Raw genomic sequence first — 17,706 nt, 5'->3', positions numbered from 1 at the left:
ATCTATCCTTTAAGTGAACCGACCATAACCCCTTTGACAAAGTGTTTTTGGACAAAAGGATACATGATCAGAATCGGAATACTGGCGACCACAATCAGCGCATATTTCAGCACCTGCTCGAACCCTTGATCCCTCATCTGCTGACTTGTATTTGCGAGCATGGCCGGATCAGCCGCATTCAGAATTAACAAGTTACGAAGCACATATTGCAGCGGGAACAACTTCTCGGAGCGCAAGTAGATGAGTGCATCAAAGTATGCATTCCAGTGACCGACGGCGTACATCAGGGTCATCACCGCCAGAATCGGTTTGGAGAGCGGCAGCACAACGCTGATCAGGTAGCGGATATCCCGGCATCCGTCCATCTCGGCAGCTTCACCAAGCTCCTCGGGGATTGACGACTGGAAAAAGGTGCGCGCAACGATGACCTGGAACACGGCAAGTGCTCCGGGAAGCCACATCGCCCAGCGGGTATCCAGCAGGTGCAGGTCTTTCATCAGCAGGTAGGTCGGAATCAGACCCCCGTCAAAAAACATCGTAATCATCATGAAGATGATGATGGCTCCCCGTCCGTAGAACGACTTGCGGGAGAGCGGGTAAGCCAGCATAACAGTCAGTGCAACGTTGATGAACGTACCGACTACGGTGTAAATGATCGTGTTGTAAAACCCGAGCATGAGTTGCTGGCTTTTGAAAATGGAGATGTACGCCTTGATGTTAAAATCAACCGGGAACAGCCACACTTGGCCGGATGTTACGGCGCGTGACGAGCTGAATGAGGAGCTGACGATGTACAAGAGCGGGTAGAACACCGTTAACAGAATGGCAATCAGAAAGATATAGTTGATAGTCATGAAAATACGGTCGCCAACCGGGTCTTTAATTCGGTTCCGATTCATCAGATTAAACATGGACATGCTCCTCCTTTACCACAAGCTGTTCTCGGATACTTTGCGGGAAATGCTGTTGACGATGACCAGCAGAATCAGGTTAATGATGGAGTTGAAGAAACCAACTGCCGCGGAGAAGCTGAAATTCGCTCCGATCAGACCGACCTTGTACACGTACGTGGAGATGACCTCCGAAGCGCTCGTATTCAGCGGATTCTGCATGAGGTATATTTTTTCGAAGCCAACGCCCATAATGCTGCCCAGACTTAGAATCAACATGATTACGGTGACCGGAACAAGAGTTGGAAGGTCGATGTGCCATATTTTCCGCAACCTTGAGGCACCGTCCATCTTGGCCGCTTCGTATAGAGAAGGATCAACGCCCGCCAGAGCCGCGATGTATATAATCGAGGAGTACCCCATACCCTGCCATACCCCGGACCAGACATAGATTGATTTGAAATATTCGGGAATCCCCATAAAGTTGGTCATCGGGAAACCCAGCCAGCTAAATAACTTGTCTACAACGCCCACATGGGGGGAAAGCATCAGAATAATGATGGATACCATGACAACGGTGGAGATAAAATGCGGTGCATACGTAACCATCTGTACGGTCTTTTTAAAGTAACCCGTTCGAATCTCGTTCAGCGCCAAGGCTAGCAAGATCGGTATAGGGAAACCGGCAATGAGGGAATAGAAGCTGATGCCAATAGTGTTCTTGATCAGCAGCCAAAAGTTCGGGGAATCGAAGAAAGCTTCAAAATGTTTGAGCCCCACCCATGGACTGCCCCAGATGCCTTTTACGACACTGAAATCCTTAAAGGCAATCTGCACCCCTACCATCGGAATGTATTTGAAGATCAATAGATACAACACCGGAGGCAGCACAAGCAGGTACAGCTCCCAGTGCTTTTTGAAGCTTTTAATGAACGGATGCTGCTGTTTGGGCGCTGTCTGACGTAATTGCTGCAGCTCCATGTTCGCAGGTATGCTTTCTGTACCTCGACTCATTTGCGTCACTCCTTCTAGGCCTCAAGTGTAATAATACATTACATTTACATCCCTTAAACGTTAGTTCTTGACGCTCATTTGATGCTAATAATCCAATCAATGTTAACAATCATATCAGGTAGCGCTTTCTTGATTTGATAGTACATTGCCGAGTGCTTTTGGATCAATTTGCAATTTTCTCCGACCTCTCTTTATTCCAAAAACCCTTGTGGAGCAAGCATTTAAAGCCATGCACTATGGGTATCTGTACTTTCTATGTATAAAAAATAAAATTCCGGAGGCGCCCATATCTCCCCCGGAATTGACATATGTTTTTATGATTTGGTGATTAATCTAAATGTATGAGTGATGGGTGCTTCACTGTTTGTAGCGGATCGTGGTAGCACCACGATCAGCCCTTCTTCTGTTTGCTGAAACGAAAGTACGTCATTCGTACCGATAAGTTCAACTCTCTCCACCTTTTCCACATAAGGAATGATCAGTCGCTCTTCTAGGCTCTCATTCTCGTTGCGATAGATGCGGAAGGCATAGACGGTGTGGATATCTTCTTTCTGTGTAAATGCCCACTCCTTCGTGTAATACGGTGCGCAAATGCGGGTACCATAGATCCCTTCACCGTGTGTGTTCAGCCATTCGCCAAGTCCCTGAATACCTCGAATTGCCCCTTTGGGTAGACGTCCGTCCGGCTGCGGCCCGACATTCAGTGCCAGATTCCCGCCTTTGGATACCACTTCGAGCAAAATATGTGCAAGCTGCCGTCCCGATTTATACTGATCATCGAAGCCAAAAGCAAAAGAGTGCCCAACGGTAATACAGCTCTCCCACGGAATATTCATCGGATGCTCCGGGATCGTCTGCTCCGGGGTGACGATATTCTCATACGGCCCGCCAACGGTGCGATCTGCCGACAGAAGCCAAGGCTGCGTGCTCTTTCTCGCCCGTTCGACCACTTCACCAAGCCGGATATCCTGACCGTGGCGGCCTTCACGTACCCAGCCTGCATCGAGCCACAGACACTCGATCCGTCCGTAATTCGTCAGCAATTCCATGATCTGCTCGTGGGTGAACTCCACGAACTTTTCCCACATCCAGGGATACTTGTGTGGATCATAAGAAGGCCCGCGCCACATATGCCGTCCACGCTCCATGCCCGGTGCCCAGTAATATGGGGTATGCCAGTCTGCTTTGGAAAAGTACGCCGAGATGCCGAGCCCCTTCGCTCGGAAGGCGTCAAACAATACCCGGCAGATATCAGCATATTTGTGTTTGTGGAACGGCGTATCTTTGTCCGTAATCCGGTAATCGGTTGTTTTGGTATCCCACATGCAGAAGCCGTCATGGTGCTTGGTCGTAAACAGGAAATATTTAAAGCCGTTGTCTGCAGCCATCTGTGCCCATTCCTCAGGCTGAAACCGAATCGGATTGAAGGTTTTGTTCAGGTCAAAATATTCACGTTTGAAATCCTCCATGTCGTCCGTCCAGTCCACATCATCCCGCGACCAGTCGCCATCCTCATCGCTCAGTGCCCACGATTCCACCAAGCCGAGTTGCGAGTACGGTCCCCAGTGCATCATCAAACCCAGCTTCTGATCTTTGAACCACTCCAGCCGCTCCAGCAGCAGTGGGTCTTCCGGCTTTACCCATTCGTCTTCTTTGCTAAAGTTGTGTACGCCTGCTTCAACGATGTGCTCTTCCTGCTCTGGCAGGGGGGGATTGGTTTGAGTCAAAATAAAGCATCTCCTTTAGTTGAAATTTCTGACGTTGTAAAAGGTGGATTTACACTGGGCACTCCGATTGCAGTACCATCTTTCGATCGCTGTTACCCCCGGATTTCTATGAATTATGTCCCTGATGTGGAAATCCGGTGGTAAAGGCGAGCGCTCCGCTTCTCCAGATTGGTTCTGCACTCTCCGTTTCACGTATGAATTACAACGTGATCTCCTTGCCCTCGCGCGCGGATTCGTAGATGGCACACAGCATTTTCATGACTTCCACACCGTCCTCGACGGGGCTAAGGGTTTCTTTTCGGCCCTGCGTGCTGTCTATGAAATGGTTGATTTCGTTGCGGAACGAACCCATGAAGTCAAAGGATTTAAAATCGACTTGCGGTGTCATGTTCAGAATGGTATCGAACTTCTCACCAATAATTGAAATCTCCGGTTCCAGCTCGGCACCGCCTTTGTCGCCATACAGCTTGACTGCTGTCTCATCAGACTTCGCATGTAGGGTGAAGCTGACATCGACCAACAGGCTTGCCCCATTTTCAAAACGGATCAATGCATTCGCCATATCTTCCACCGTGTTCTGTTCCGCATCGTAATCAGCAGCCTTATAGAACGAAAGATTTCGAATGTTTGCCCGGTTACCGAGCCGATTTGAGACATTGGCGGAGACCGATTTAACCTTAGGTCTACCCATCAGGTACCAGCAAATGTCGATAACATGTACACCGATATCAATTAACGGGCCACCGCCAGAGCGACTTTTATCCGCAAACCAGCCACCCGGGTTGCCAAGACGGCGCAGACTGGAAGCTTTGGCATAATAGATTTCGCCAAGTTCACCTTCGTCGATAAACTTTTTCAGAATCTGGGCGTTGTCACTATAACGGCGAACAAAACCTACTTGTAACAACTTTCCACTGCGATGAACGGCCTTTTCTACCTCTAGCGCATCCTTCACGGTCTGGCAGAGTGGTTTCTCGCAGAGCACGTTTTTGCCTGCATCCAGCGCCGCAATACTGATCTCGGCATGCGAATCATTCCATGTGCAGATGCTTACCGAATGAATCTCCGGCAGAGCGAGCAAGTCTTTATAGTCCGTAAACACATGGGATGCCCCGTACTGCTTCGCCACTTCGGCGGCACGAGTTTCGTTCAGATCACAGATCGCATAAATCTCTACTTCCGGGTTGCTGGCATACGCTTGCAGGTGACAATCCGATATAGAACCAGCGCCGATGACGGCAACTTTCAATTTGGACATTTCACTACCCCTCCAGTGTTAAAAATGAAAATGAATACCGTTCAGCTTGGAAAAGCCATCTTTGAAATAAAATTCTCATGATCCTCAAATCACGCTTAATTCCATTCACTTTTGAAAAATTACATTGACTGCGGTTGCCTTCATACAGTGAACTCTTGAATGAACTCTATTTAGAGTAATCCACGACACTACACTGCATCCCACAGGACTAAGCAAAACGACACGCAGGCGGCAACGCTAGATATCATGGCGGCCTTAACTACATATTGTCACGCCTCATCCCACAAACGGCGCACGTTATCCATCGCAATGCGCGAGGCGGTCTGGCAGTGCTCCATGCCTTCGAATTCAACCGAGATATATCCGTCATAACCGGACCGCTTCAGTACGCGAAACACTTCAGGCATGTCGATATCGCCATGACCCACGATGGCTCCGCGCAGATAATTGCCATGGGAGGTCTGGAACCACCCTTCGCCGGGATTCCGGGTGGAAGACCGCCAGTAGAAATCTTTGGCGTGAACGATGGACGCGTAAGGAATGTTATTTTTCACCGCACTCACTGGATCCTCATCGACACAGAGGAAATTCCCGATATCCAGTGTCGTTTTGAAATTTTCCCGACCCGTTTCATGTAACAGTCGCTGAACTCGCTCGCTCGATTGCACATAATACCCGTGGTTCTCCACACTCGTTGTAATGCCAAAACCAGCGGCATAGTCGGCAATTCGCTGACAGGCTTTGACGAGTACGGGAAGATCAGCTTCAAACTGTGCTACAGTCCCTTCCTGTGCAGGCCGGAAAGCGACATCATGACGCATCAGCTTCACTCCGAGGGCGGCGGCGACATTCACATGGCGCATAACGCTCTGAATTTCTTCTTCTAACGTCTCGGCACTCTCCTGAACCGCAAAATTTGCACCAATGGCATAGTTGGAGATGTCGATGCCAACGTCCTGAGCCGCAGCCTTGATCTCCTCTATTAATGCCGAATTATCGATCAGACTGAAGCCCATCGGTACAATCTCCACATGTTGCCCGCCCTGCTCGGCAATCCAGCGAATGGCATCCGGCACAGTTAGCTCCTTACGATCCAGTGCTTGTTGCAAACTGTACGTGCTAAGTCCAACTTTCATCTTCCTCATCCTCTCCCTCTCCTGTGATGGGTGTCCATACCCAACGTATACCGTGTTCCGGTCTATAGGGCAATTGCCAATAATCGCATGGCTCACCGATTTTCCTTTTCTAGCCCAAATCCGGCTGATCTACGAACATGACGGCAGCATCTTCTGTTCCATGAAGCTCAAATATGATGATCTCATTCTCTCCTTGACGGAGGAGCGGAGCAGGAACATACAACGTCTGTTGCGGGCCTATATTCCAGTAGCGGCCCAGATTGAATCCGTTTACAAATGCAACCCCTTTTGTCCAGCCGTCCAGACGCAGAAAGGTATCCTTTATATCCGAAACATCCTCCATATGAAGACTTCCTCGATAAAAAAACGGCTCCTCTTTAACTGTTCTTGCGCTGCTCTCAAGCTCAGACAGCACAGCATAGGATAAACCCGAAAGATCGGTCATCGGCAAACAATGAATCGTCCAATCGTACAAAAACTGAAATCCATGCCGTACACCCTCCGTGATTCCTTTCGGATCTCTCAGATACGGCCCGTAATTGATCCGCCCCATATTCTCAACAAGAATGAGCAGCTCTGCGCCTTCCGCTGGCACCTCAAAAGATACCGTTGCCGCAACATTCCCACGTTCAAGCACACCCTGTAACAATCCATCCACAAACACCAGTGCCCGATCACGCACCTCCTGAACAACTAACTCCTGTCGTTCTCTTGGCCCGGATATCCGCGTCTGGTAGCTGATAAATCCGTAATCCTGCCCCAACTTCTCCATCGGCTCAGGATTAGTACGTTGAATCTTAACAGCCAGTGCGTCCAGTTGTTGTAACAAGCTAGCTCGCTGCGCCAGCTCAACCCTCCCATAAGATGCCGTTCCCTTCGGTTCTGGTAAAACTAAATCTCTCTTTTCACAGTAACCGTCCTGTTTTTCAAAACCTCTATAACGTGAGAGAACCTCTCTAACCGCATAAAATTTCGCTGTCGGTTCGCCCGATTCGCTAAGCAGAGAGTCGTAGTCGTAACTTGTAATGGTTGGTTCGTATTGATCCTTTTGCTGACAGTTCGCTCCATTATAAAATGCAAAATTCGTACCGCCATGAAACATGTAGAAGTTCACCGATGCGCCCGCCTCCAGCATTTCCTCCAGCACCTTGGCTACATCTTCTGCCTCCCGGGTATGATGTGACTCGCCCCAGTGATCGAACCAGCCATTCCAAAACTCCATACACATGAGCGGTTCCTCTGCTTGATATTCACGCAGCTTGGCAAATGCCCATTCCGTCCCCGAACCGAAATTAACCGTTGCCAAGTGCCCGGATACAGAACCGGCCTGCAACATATGATCTGTTGGCCCGTCTGAGGTAAAGAGAAGCACATCCATGCCCCGTCGCACCATGCCATCCCGCAAATATTGCAGATAACTCGCATCGTTCCCGAAACTGCCGTATTCATTTTCAATCTGCAACGCAATAATAGGCCCGCCAGAGGTGCTCAGAAGAGGTTTTAACTTGGGCAAAAGCACATCATAATACCGATCCACATGCGCCAGAAACGCCGAATCACTACAACGAAGCCGCAGATGGTCATCCGCAAGCAGCCAGGAAGGCAAACCACCAAATTCCCACTCCGCACAGATGTAAGGACTTGGACGAACGATCACATGCAGCCCTGCATCTCCTGCAAGTCGTATAAACTGCTCCACATCCGCCATGCCTTCAAAACAGTACTCTCCTGGCTGCGGCTCATGCATATTCCATGGCACATAAGTCTCCACGGTATTGAATCCGCAGGCCTTCAGCTTCAGCAACCGATCCTCCCAATACTCGGGGACCACTCGAAAATAATGAATGGCTCCTGACAAAATCTGAACCGGTTTCCCATCCAGTATGAATTGTGAGCCCTGAACCATCAGTATAGCCATCTCACACGTCCTCCCGTTCACTGTAAAATAAGCTGAATTTCGATAGTGTTGGACACCATCTGGACTCCTGAATGGTCAGTCGAACCCGGCGTGCAGTCACTTTTGGAAAACAGCAAATTCGCTTATATCCAACTACCGTTCCAGCATAGATGTCCTGCCACCGACCATCCTCACCGCTTACTTCCAGCCTGAACCTTTCAATCCGCTGACCTGATCGGATGTGTTCCATTAGCATCACACGGTCGAAGGTCTTTTCTTCCGGCAAAATCAATTCCATCCACGCTTGCTCTGTTCCTTCGCATGGGCACCAATATGCTTCTTGTTGCAACTCTTCATCCGAATTTAAAACTTGTGAAGCTCCATGTGCTTCATCCATCGTCTCTGAAGCCTCAGCCTGTGCGCCGTGTGCTAAGTCTCCACTGAATGTGGTACGTAACACCGAACCCATCTCGTTCAATCGCTGGACATCATTTTCATGCAGCAGACCACGTTTGTCTGGTGGCAGATTCAGCAAAAAGCAGGCGTTGCCGCCCACGGCGCCGTAATAAACGGAGAGCAGTTCGTCCAGCGTTTTGACCTGATCATCTTCACTCGCATGATAGAACCAGCCCGGACGAATCGAAGTATTAACTTCGGCAGGATACCATATCAGCTGATCAGCATAATCACGGATGATGCCCCGGCTCCCCAGATCACTATCTTGTGTGTTGATTTTCTTAGCAAACTCTCTATCATCCACCTGCTGCGACTGCTCCTGAATCTTCTCATTATCCTGCATATGCGTCGGTACAACGCTCCATTCCGATTCGCGCGTATGTCCTGCCTCATTGCCACACCAGCGTACATCCGGGCCGCAGACCGAAATGACCGCTTCCGGCTGAAGCTCGCGAATGAGCGCGTAATATGCGTCCCAGTCATAGACCTGTCTTTTCCCATTTGGCCCTTCGCCACATGCGCCATCAAACCAGACACAAAAAATATCACCATAGTTCGTCAGCAGTTCGCGCAGCTGAGCAAGAAAAAAAGCATTATACCGCTCCGAATCCCCATAACACGCTTCATGACGATCCCAGGGTGAAAGATACACCCCGAATTTCAACCCGGCGTCACGACAGGCATCCGCAACTTCTCGCACCAGATCACCAGAGCCATTTCGCCATGGACTCGCTGCAACCGTATGATCTGCATAACGGCTGGGCCACAGACAGAACCCGTCATGATGTTTGCAGGTCAAAATGAGCCCTTTCATGCCTGCGTCTTTACATGTCTCCACCCATTGCCCTGCAAGTAGTTCAGTAGGGTTAAAGATAGCCGGGTCTTCCTCGCCCGTCCCCCACTCCCGATCGGTAAATGTGTTCACGGTAAAATGGATAAAAGCATAAAACTCCATCTCCTGCCATCTCATCTGGCGCTCGGATGGGCTGACCTGTGCCGCTGTTTTAATCCAATCCGCTGGTGCTGGTGAAAGCTTTGAGTTCATGGCTTCCCACTCCCTTATATGAAAAGTGCATTCTGCTTTTATTGCGCAATTACCAATATCATTATTACTGCAGCTCTTGTACTGAACGAATCAACGCTGCTTTGGCCTGAGCGACAAGCTGAGCATCCACAGGTTGATCGAAACTCCCTCCGCGCCGCACACCCGATCCCATATGAATCTCGGTGATCCCCGTTCGGCTCACGATGGTTGAAATCCCCTCAATCGTGACACCCGAACCCGCCATAACGGATATGTTCAACGTCTGTCCTATCTCCTGCAAACGCTGTAGTTCGAGCAAACTCTCAGGGGCAGTAGGTTTCCCTCCCGATGTAAGTACACGCTCGATGACACTCTCCTCGCTCTTGCTCTCCATCTCCCTCTCATACTCAAACTTGCCCTTGATCTCACTCCCGCCATTAATGCCACCCATGCTCTCCAGCGCTCTCACCACATGTGCACTCGAATCGATGGCGCGATGAAACGTAACTCCCAGCCCCTGAGCGCTCAACAGACAAGTTTGTAAAAAGGAGCGCTGTACTTCTCCCTCACGGGTGAGAGCTCCAATCACAATGCCTGCGGCACCAAGCTCACGTGCCACACGTATGTCTTGGATCATCACCTGAAGATCATCAGCGCTATAGCAGAACGAGCGGCTATGAGGCCGGATCATGACATAGACCGGTATCGACACCTTGGATACGACTTGTGCAATCAACCCGTAACTGGGCGTAAGTCCACCTTCGGTCATTGCCGATACAAGCTCAATCCGATCGGCTCCCCCTTGCTCCGCGGCTTGGGCATCTGCTGTGTCCAACGCTATGACTTCCAATATTGGCTCTCTGTTGATGACCTGTATATTCATAGGAACACCTCCTCACAAATAACCACGACAGCAAGGACCGAATAAACGCCTGATCAGCGTTTCTGCGGTCCTTGCTTTACTCCGATATGTGAACGTTCAATTTCCAGAACGCAACCCGGTCTCTTTTCCACGTGTACGATATGTACAGGTTCTGTCCCTGAGATACGATGGCAGGATAAGAGTACTCGCCAGGCTCATCTTCAAGCACAAACTCATCTCCCCAGCTCACACCATTGTCATTTGAAAAAGCAACTACCAGTGGTGTACGGGGACTCTCTGTCGCATACCCGCTCACGGGATTGTAAACAAGTGCAAGCAAGCCACTCTCCAGCCGTGTGACATCAATACCACTATTGTTGTTTGGCAGTTCTGTCGGGTAAGCTCCACACCATGTCTTGCCGCCATCCACCGAGTCGCTGCGAAAGATTTTCCCCTCCGTACTGCGGAGTAACATATGTACATCATCGGCACTTGAAGTCCATAGAGCAGGCTGAATCAGACCTTTCGCAATCCAATGATTCGCCCCCACATAAATAGACAGGTTCATCGGAATGGGTTCACTTTTCGTCCATGTCTCGCCTTCATCGGTTGAAATATCAACAAAAGCTTCCCACACTTGTTTGCCCGGATTCTCCATATCCATTCGCTCAATGGAGGCCGGAGCCAGAATTGTCCCATCCGCGAGCCGCACAGGTTTATTGCGCACCGGACCACGGCCACCTACATCACCGGGAACCAACTCACGAGCATCCGTCCATGTCTGCCCGCCATCCTCCGAGCGCATGATGCGAGTATGCCAGTCTGTAATTTCGTGTCCCACCTTGTAAAAGAGGACAAGGGAACCCCCATGTGCATGCAGCACCGGGTTCCAATGGGCAATACCTTCTTCATCCGCTACTTTACGCGGCGTTGACCACGAGCCATCTTGCTCCTGAACAGCCGTCCAGATCGCGGTGTCGCTGGATTTTTCATACGAACCTGCAAACCAAGCCGCAATAACTAAACCGGTTGGCAGGACAGCGATGGTTGACGCATGACTGCTCTGAAAAAGCTGTCCTTCCCGAAAAACATACTGTTTGTCAGCCTTAATCGTCATGAGCGAGCCTCCTGTAAATGGAGTAATAAAGACGTTAGCTAGCGTTAATCAAGTTAAACGAAGTCTAGGTTTCCACAGCTTCCATGAACTTTATGCTTTATTGGTTTTAGTTGATTACAATTTGATTCTTTTGTTATTTTTGTTATTTTTGTTATTAATATCGTTATTGAGTTATATCCTTAGTCTAAAACGTTAGGTATTGAACGTCAATACTCGTATATGAGCTTCCTCGAAAATATCTCCCCAATCCCTGTAACATACCGCCGTAATGTTAGTCGTAATTCTTTTTTGACATATATTTGAGAACAGAACATTGACAATATGTTAAAGGATATACCAAAAAGGATCGTTAGCATTTCTGCAACGATCCCTATTATCATCCACTAGTTGTAAACCACCGTTCATCACGTTGATGCTTTTTTATGAAGCTAGGAGCAACCTCTCTAATTACTCACTTTTTCAGAACTCGTGCTGAAGCGAAAAACTAGCTTTTCTCCATCTTCAGGATGATGACCAAGTTCTTCGGAGTATTTCCCGTTGGTACATGTGTTAAGTGTTCTACGCCAGAAACGTTTCGCACGCTCGTTTCGTTCGGTGGGATTTGTCTGCAATTCCCATTGCCCTGGCATCTTTCCAATGATCTGTCTCACCGCTTCTTCTCCAACACCCTTTCCTCGATAATTACGTAATAAGAAGAACTCATTCATGTAGTAATCGATATATTGAGGACATGGTATGAAAGGGGAAGTAGCCACAAATGCAAGCCCCACAGGTATATCATCCACTGTGATAAGATAAGGAAATAATACGTTCGGGTGTTCCCACCAAATATCAAACACGCGATTCTGTTCCATCAAAGTTCGGGTATCGTCATTCTCAAACACCCCATAACGATTGATTTTGTATTCCCATATTTCAGACAAATCATGCAGATAAAGAGGATAAATATTATTGATAATGAACTTCTCCTCTACACCGCATAGTCTAGCGGTAACATTTAACTTATTTACTTCTTGATTAACGTAATCCATTTTGCAACTCCTCCGATTCCGATATCTCAATTAACGATCTCTGATACCATCATTCTTTCCTAGCATCAGTATAGGGTGAATATCTCATCCTCTATAGGCAGAGTATGTATATATTCATTTTTCACATAACAAAAGGCCCGTGTTTGTTTTATCCAACATGAGCCTTTTGTTATGTCTGCGTTTTATAAACCATCTTCTTAATGCTGTATGTTTTATTATATTTGCTGTCTCGGCTTTGGTATTTCGTCGGCGATTTAATGATAAAAAAAGAGAGTAATAACTTATTCATACCTTCTCAATCTAAGACAATTGATTACCAGGAGCAATGTCATAAGTTTAGCTCAAACGCAGAACTAACATAAAAAATGAAATCTGAATCGTGGAGCGGTATAGGAAATATCCTGTGCCGTTTCTTTTTTTGTGTATAAAGAGATTCTCACACATGAAGCAAAAAAAGACGAGGCAGAAGAATATCTACATCGTCTTTGTATCATGTCTTAGCGTCTTCGTGACCTGTTCCAGCCCTCCATGTTCCTCACCTTTGAATAAAATAAAGGGCTTTCAAAACTGTTCTTCTATATCTACTTGACCCGTCGCAGACCACACCAATCTACTTGTTACGCCGGGCTTTCGTCATGCGGTTGAACATAATCAAAGCCACAATAATCATGGCGAGCATCGCAATATTGCTGGACACCTCTTGCGACAATCCAAACAACATACATACGTTGGTTACAAGCCCTCGCACGATCAATGCGACGACAATCAGCAGTATCGGACTTAAATAATTGTATCTTTTCATCGTTTGCCACACCCCTGACCCCATTATTCTGTTTGACCACGATCCCGTAACTCGATCATAACAGTCTGCTTCTCCGGTGACAACAAAAGGACACCGCAAGCAGTGTCCTTTGTTAAAATTCCTATAATGGTTTTGGCGCTACACTGGTTTTAGCACCACACTATTGCACTTCTACTTTGACAAAGACCCGAGTGCATGCATTTGCCAATCCATTTACAGGTCACCTTTTATGTCGCACCTATACCGTTACACCTAACCAACCTATACCTGCTTGAATTCAATCCAATCGATCTGTAGACCCGGTTTAGTAAAGTCCAGCTTGAGTTCATACAGCCCGGCCTCCAGCTGCACTTTCACCAACTTTTGTCTGATCCATTTGCCCTCTGTACCGTTCGTTTGGATCGTCGTAGCAAGCTGACCATTCAGCAGCACATTACATGCACTTTGTGCCAGTTCAGGCTCAGGTGACATGATCTGCACAATAATCCGGTATTGGCCTGCTTCATCCACTTTCATATATACAGGCTCAGCTACCGCAGGTTTTACCTGTGCGTTCTCAGCCAGCGACTGAGCGTCTGCCACCGACAGAGCCGCGTTCGCCTGGAACGAAGCCACGTTCTCTACAATCTCATGTTTGCGTGAGGATACCGGCGCGTTCATGATGAATTTACAGATGTTGATCGCGGAGCGCTGCAGCTCACCGCGGGTCAAGGTTCCATTTTCGAGCGATTCAATGGTATTGTCGTCCCAGCCGTTAATCTCTGCGCCATAGTTTGGCACAACCATATAGAGGTCATTCTGAGCGCGAACCATCCAGTTCGTGAACTTGCGATCAGCTTCTCCGCCTTCAACCACATCGTTCATAATGGCCCACCAGTCGGTCATCACAATGCCGTCGAAGTTCCACTCTCCACGTAAAATGGTCGTGTTCAGATCATAGTTGGACGCAGCCCAATGTCCGTTAATCGGATTGTAAGAGGTCATGATGGAGTTGGCTCCACCCTCTTTTACCGCAATCTCGAACCCTTTCAGATAAATTTCACGCAGCGCTCGTTCGGATACAACAGCATCGACTTTACTGCGGTGCTTCTCCTGGTTGTTGCAGGCAAAGTGTTTCAGGGTGGCGTTAGAACCGCCCTTCATGATGCCTTTCGTACATGCTGCGGCAAATACACCCGAAATCAGCGGATCTTCCGAGAAGTACTCGAAGTTACGACCATTCAGCGGACTGCGGCGGATATTGAGCCCAGGCCCGAGAAGGGTATCCACCTGATTGCGCAGCAACTCTTGTCCTTCCATCACATACAGTTCTTCCACCAAGTCTGCGTTCCACGTTGCCGCCAGCAGCGTTCCGATGGATACTTGTGTTGCCTTTTCCCCACTATCCATACGGATACCGGACGGGCCATCTGCCGTACAGGCCACCGGAATGCCATAGTTAAACAGGCTGTCACTCACACCGCCGAAAGCAGATGCGGTTCCCGAAGTAACCAGCGGGCTGCTCATGCCTTCGCCGCGTACAATTGCTGCCAGATCCTGATCGTTCAGTTGAGCCACAAAAGCTTCCAGACTGACTTTACCCGCCTTCACATCGCTCAATTTATAACCCTGATTGCCCGTTTGCTCCAACGTTTGCGGCAAGTTCTGCGTAATGCGGTCCGCGATAGACACTTTGCGCTTTGGCACATCTACATACGTCAGCTCATACGATCCATCCGCCTTGCGAATGCCCGGTTTCAACCGTGTAAAATCTTCCGTTGGCGCCATCGCTTCCTGCAATTGCTCCACCAGTCGAACCGTGCCCACAACATAGCCATCTTGGCCATCGATGCCAACATGCTCTACCTGCTTCACACTCGTGCCCACATGCAGACGGTATGTTCCTGCTTCAAGCACGTATGCGGAAGCATACCCCGTTACACCCGCATCATCATACGAAGCCATGCGATTTACCGGGAAACGGATCGTTAACAGCTCGGAATCGCCGGGCTGCAGCAGTCCTGTTTTGCCAAAAGCGGCAAGTGCTTTCACCGGTTGTCCCAGTTCCCCTTGCGGTGCTTCATAATAAACCTGAACCACTTCTTTACCTGCATAGGTTGTACCGGAGTTGATTACGTTCACACGAACCTCGATCAAGGTCTCCCCATTGTTGGTAACTGTACGAGCTTCCTCGATTTGTGTGGCAAAAGTGGTGTACGACAAGCCGTAACCGAACTCAAATTGTACTTTTTCAGGTCGAAACGTTTCGAAAAAACGATAACCCACATAAATATCTTCCTGATACAGGTTCTTGAACTCGTTTCCGTAGTTACTTGTGGACGGATAATCCTCAATAGAATAAGCAATCGTATCCGTTAGTTTACCGCTTGGTGTAACGTCTCCTGCCAGTACGTCCGCAATCGCGTTACCGCCCTCCATGCCGCCGTGCCAGGAGTAGATCACACCTTGAATCGGATGTAGAACCGTTTCGTTCAACCAGCTCATATCCATAATATTGGAGACGTTGAGTACTACAATCGTATGTTCAAAATGGTTCGTCACATGCTTCAGCATCGCCTTCTCATCGTCTGTCAGACGATAACTTCCTGGTGCATCTGCATTATCCTGGTCTTCCCCCGCGGTGCGTCCGATCACCACGATCGCTTTACTCGATTTACTTCTGGCCTGTGCGACCAGCTCGTCTGTGAGTGGCATTTCCTTCTGATTCCACGGCTCGGCCGCCCATACTTTGCCGCCATCATCAAACGGATTTTCCTCAATCCATTTCTCATAAACAGCTGCCAGTTCTTCGTTAACGTTAATGTTCTTTTTGCTGCGCAGTCCATCCAGCAGATTCGTGGTATATGCGACATGAACACTACCGCCTGAACCTGTGCCGCTGCGATAATAATTTACTTGAATTCGGCCGAAAACTGAAACGTTTTCGGAATGGCCGAGTGGAAGCACCTGTCCTTCATTTTTAAGCAAAACGGCTCCTTCGGCAGCTACCGTACGGCTGAACTCTGCAAACCCTTCCAATGGAACACCAATTAGATTCGTACTCAAGTGATTTCCCTCCTGAAATGTCATCTCCATATCTGTGTGAAACGGCTATTTATAAACAAGATTAGATCGTATTCCAATTCTCTGCGATGGAAAAATAATCTAAAAATTACTCTTGCCCAAGCTAAGCTCATTTAAAAAATAGAACGAACTTCATGGATATGGCAGATTTACTTGTACCTAGTCCCATCTTAACAGATTCCGCACATGAAAATATATGAGAAATATTTATGTTCTTATAACAAAAATGAAAGCCACGAACAAAATTTGTCCGTGGCTCTTGCTACTTTTTCTATATAAACGTAGATCATGTCGTCAGCTTCGCGTACACCAAAAAGAACAGCATCTCCTCACCCATAATCACATATCCGGGAACGCGGTAGATTAGATCCACCACCACAAAGGCCACTAGCAGTCCCACCATGACCACCATATGAACTGGACGGAGGCGGAGATGCGGGTGTCTGTAGCGATGAAACACAAGGGTTGTTGACAGGAAATACAGTAGCGCCGAGCCAAATACAAACGCAAGCATGAACTCATAGTTCAGCAGGTTCTGGTACAGCAGTTGGATCGAAGCAGCGATCATACTCAGGGAGATGTAGATAAATAGATGCCCGTAGATGATCGCCTGCCCGGCGGTTTGCATCTCTTTGCTCACTTTTTTCTCCACGTTATCGAAGTACTGCCACCACATGGCGATGACAAATAGAGAGGTGAAGACGGTGAACAGAATGGAGTTCAGATCCCAGTGATCGGCCGACAATACCGCGATAATGCTGACAACCGATTCACCGAGCAGAATGAGAGTAAAAAGAGCAAAACGTTCCAGCAGATGATGCGTCTGCACAGGCACTTTCACCAGATTTTTACGGCCTAGCAGCGGCAAAATAATATCCACGGCGATTCCGGCATACAAAATCACATACCGCACCCATGAATCAAAGAACAGGGAACCGGATGAGATCACGATGCCAATGATAAACGAGAGGCCCAGGAAACGGGCGGCCTGCTGCTGATGCTCGCTTTTTGACTTGTGGATTGTCAGGTACTGAATCGCGGTAAACGCTCTGGAACCTATGTAACCTACGAAGAAGGACAGATAGTGTTCGTCAAAATGTGTAGACAGACTCGCCGTCATAACGAGAACGGACAGCAGTTGAAGGATGAGGAAAATCCGGTGGCTCAGAATATCCTGACCGTAACGGTTGATAAATAATGTCTGACCGACCCATGCCCACCATACCGGGATGAAGATTAACACAAACTTTAATAAATATTCGAATGTAATAACGCCGTGCTCGGCATGTAACAAGACATGGCCTGCTTTGGAGACTGCCGCGACAAAAAGTAAATCATAGAACAGCTCCAGCCAGGTGACTTTTTTCTCCATCATCCCTCAATGCTCCTTTTGGTAGTTTAATAAAGGCGACGCCTTTGCTTCCGATGA

General features: G+C 48.3%; 13 protein-coding genes. All 13 read right to left on the bottom strand.

The features are described 5' to 3' along the window. Positions 1-2: 2 nt before the first annotated feature. Positions 3-911 (bottom strand): carbohydrate ABC transporter permease, encoded by a 909-nt coding sequence (locus EC604_RS22205; RefSeq protein WP_240037099.1) that lies wholly within the window; start codon positions 909-911, stop codon positions 3-5. Positions 912-926: 15 nt separating this feature from the next. Next, a complete protein-coding gene (locus EC604_RS22200; protein WP_429351819.1) occupies positions 927-1,871 on the bottom strand; it encodes an ABC transporter permease in 945 nt (314 codons plus the stop codon). Positions 1,872-2,218: 347 nt separating this feature from the next. Next, positions 2,219-3,631 carry an alpha-L-fucosidase gene (locus tag EC604_RS22195; protein ID WP_123066221.1) on the bottom strand — a complete coding sequence of 471 codons (1,413 nt, stop codon included), beginning with the start codon at positions 3,629-3,631 and terminating at the stop codon, positions 2,219-2,221. A gap of 199 nt (positions 3,632-3,830) precedes the next feature. Further along, positions 3,831-4,889, bottom strand: a complete 1,059-nt coding sequence (locus tag EC604_RS22190) for a Gfo/Idh/MocA family protein (RefSeq protein WP_123066220.1) — start codon at positions 4,887-4,889, stop codon at positions 3,831-3,833. Between the two features lie 269 nt (positions 4,890-5,158). After that, the gene (locus EC604_RS22185; RefSeq protein ID WP_123066261.1) at positions 5,159-6,025 is read right to left on the bottom strand and encodes a sugar phosphate isomerase/epimerase family protein; all 867 of its coding nucleotides are present in this window, start codon (positions 6,023-6,025) and stop codon (positions 5,159-5,161) included. 109 nt (positions 6,026-6,134) lie between these two features. After that, positions 6,135-7,943 (bottom strand): glycoside hydrolase family 35 protein, encoded by a 1,809-nt coding sequence (locus EC604_RS22180; protein WP_123066219.1) that lies wholly within the window; start codon positions 7,941-7,943, stop codon positions 6,135-6,137. A gap of 1 nt (position 7,944) precedes the next feature. Beyond that, complete coding sequence (locus EC604_RS22175; protein ID WP_123066218.1) at positions 7,945-9,423, bottom strand: alpha-L-fucosidase; 1,479 nt, start codon at positions 9,421-9,423, stop codon at positions 7,945-7,947. Positions 9,424-9,487: 64 nt separating this feature from the next. Further along, on the bottom strand, positions 9,488-10,285 hold the full coding sequence (locus EC604_RS22170; protein WP_123066217.1) for a copper homeostasis protein CutC: 798 nt from the start codon (positions 10,283-10,285) through the stop codon (positions 9,488-9,490). 76 nt (positions 10,286-10,361) lie between these two features. Then, positions 10,362-11,381, bottom strand: coding sequence for a sialidase family protein (locus EC604_RS22165; RefSeq protein WP_123066216.1), 1,020 nt, complete (start codon positions 11,379-11,381; stop codon positions 10,362-10,364). A 443-nt stretch (positions 11,382-11,824) separates the two neighbouring features. After that, positions 11,825-12,412, bottom strand: a complete 588-nt coding sequence (locus EC604_RS22160; RefSeq protein ID WP_123066215.1) for a GNAT family N-acetyltransferase — start codon at positions 12,410-12,412, stop codon at positions 11,825-11,827. A gap of 610 nt (positions 12,413-13,022) precedes the next feature. Then, a complete protein-coding gene (locus EC604_RS22155; RefSeq protein ID WP_090924244.1) occupies positions 13,023-13,214 on the bottom strand; it encodes a hypothetical protein in 192 nt (63 codons plus the stop codon). Between the two features lie 261 nt (positions 13,215-13,475). Beyond that, positions 13,476-16,283: a glycoside hydrolase family 3 C-terminal domain-containing protein gene (locus EC604_RS22150; RefSeq protein ID WP_430538821.1), complete on the bottom strand. Its 2,808-nt coding sequence runs from the start codon at positions 16,281-16,283 to the stop codon at positions 13,476-13,478. A 280-nt stretch (positions 16,284-16,563) separates the two neighbouring features. Then, entirely contained in the window at positions 16,564-17,652 is a 1,089-nt protein-coding gene (locus EC604_RS22145) for a low temperature requirement protein A (RefSeq protein WP_123066213.1), read from the bottom strand. Positions 17,653-17,706 lie beyond the last annotated feature (54 nt).

It is taken from the genome of Paenibacillus amylolyticus, assembly GCF_003719335.1.
GTDB classification, from domain to species: Bacteria; Bacillota; Bacilli; order Paenibacillales; family Paenibacillaceae; genus Paenibacillus; species Paenibacillus amylolyticus_D.
The sequence above is the reverse complement of the archived record's forward strand: the minus strand, read 5'-3'. Positions and strand labels throughout refer to the sequence as shown.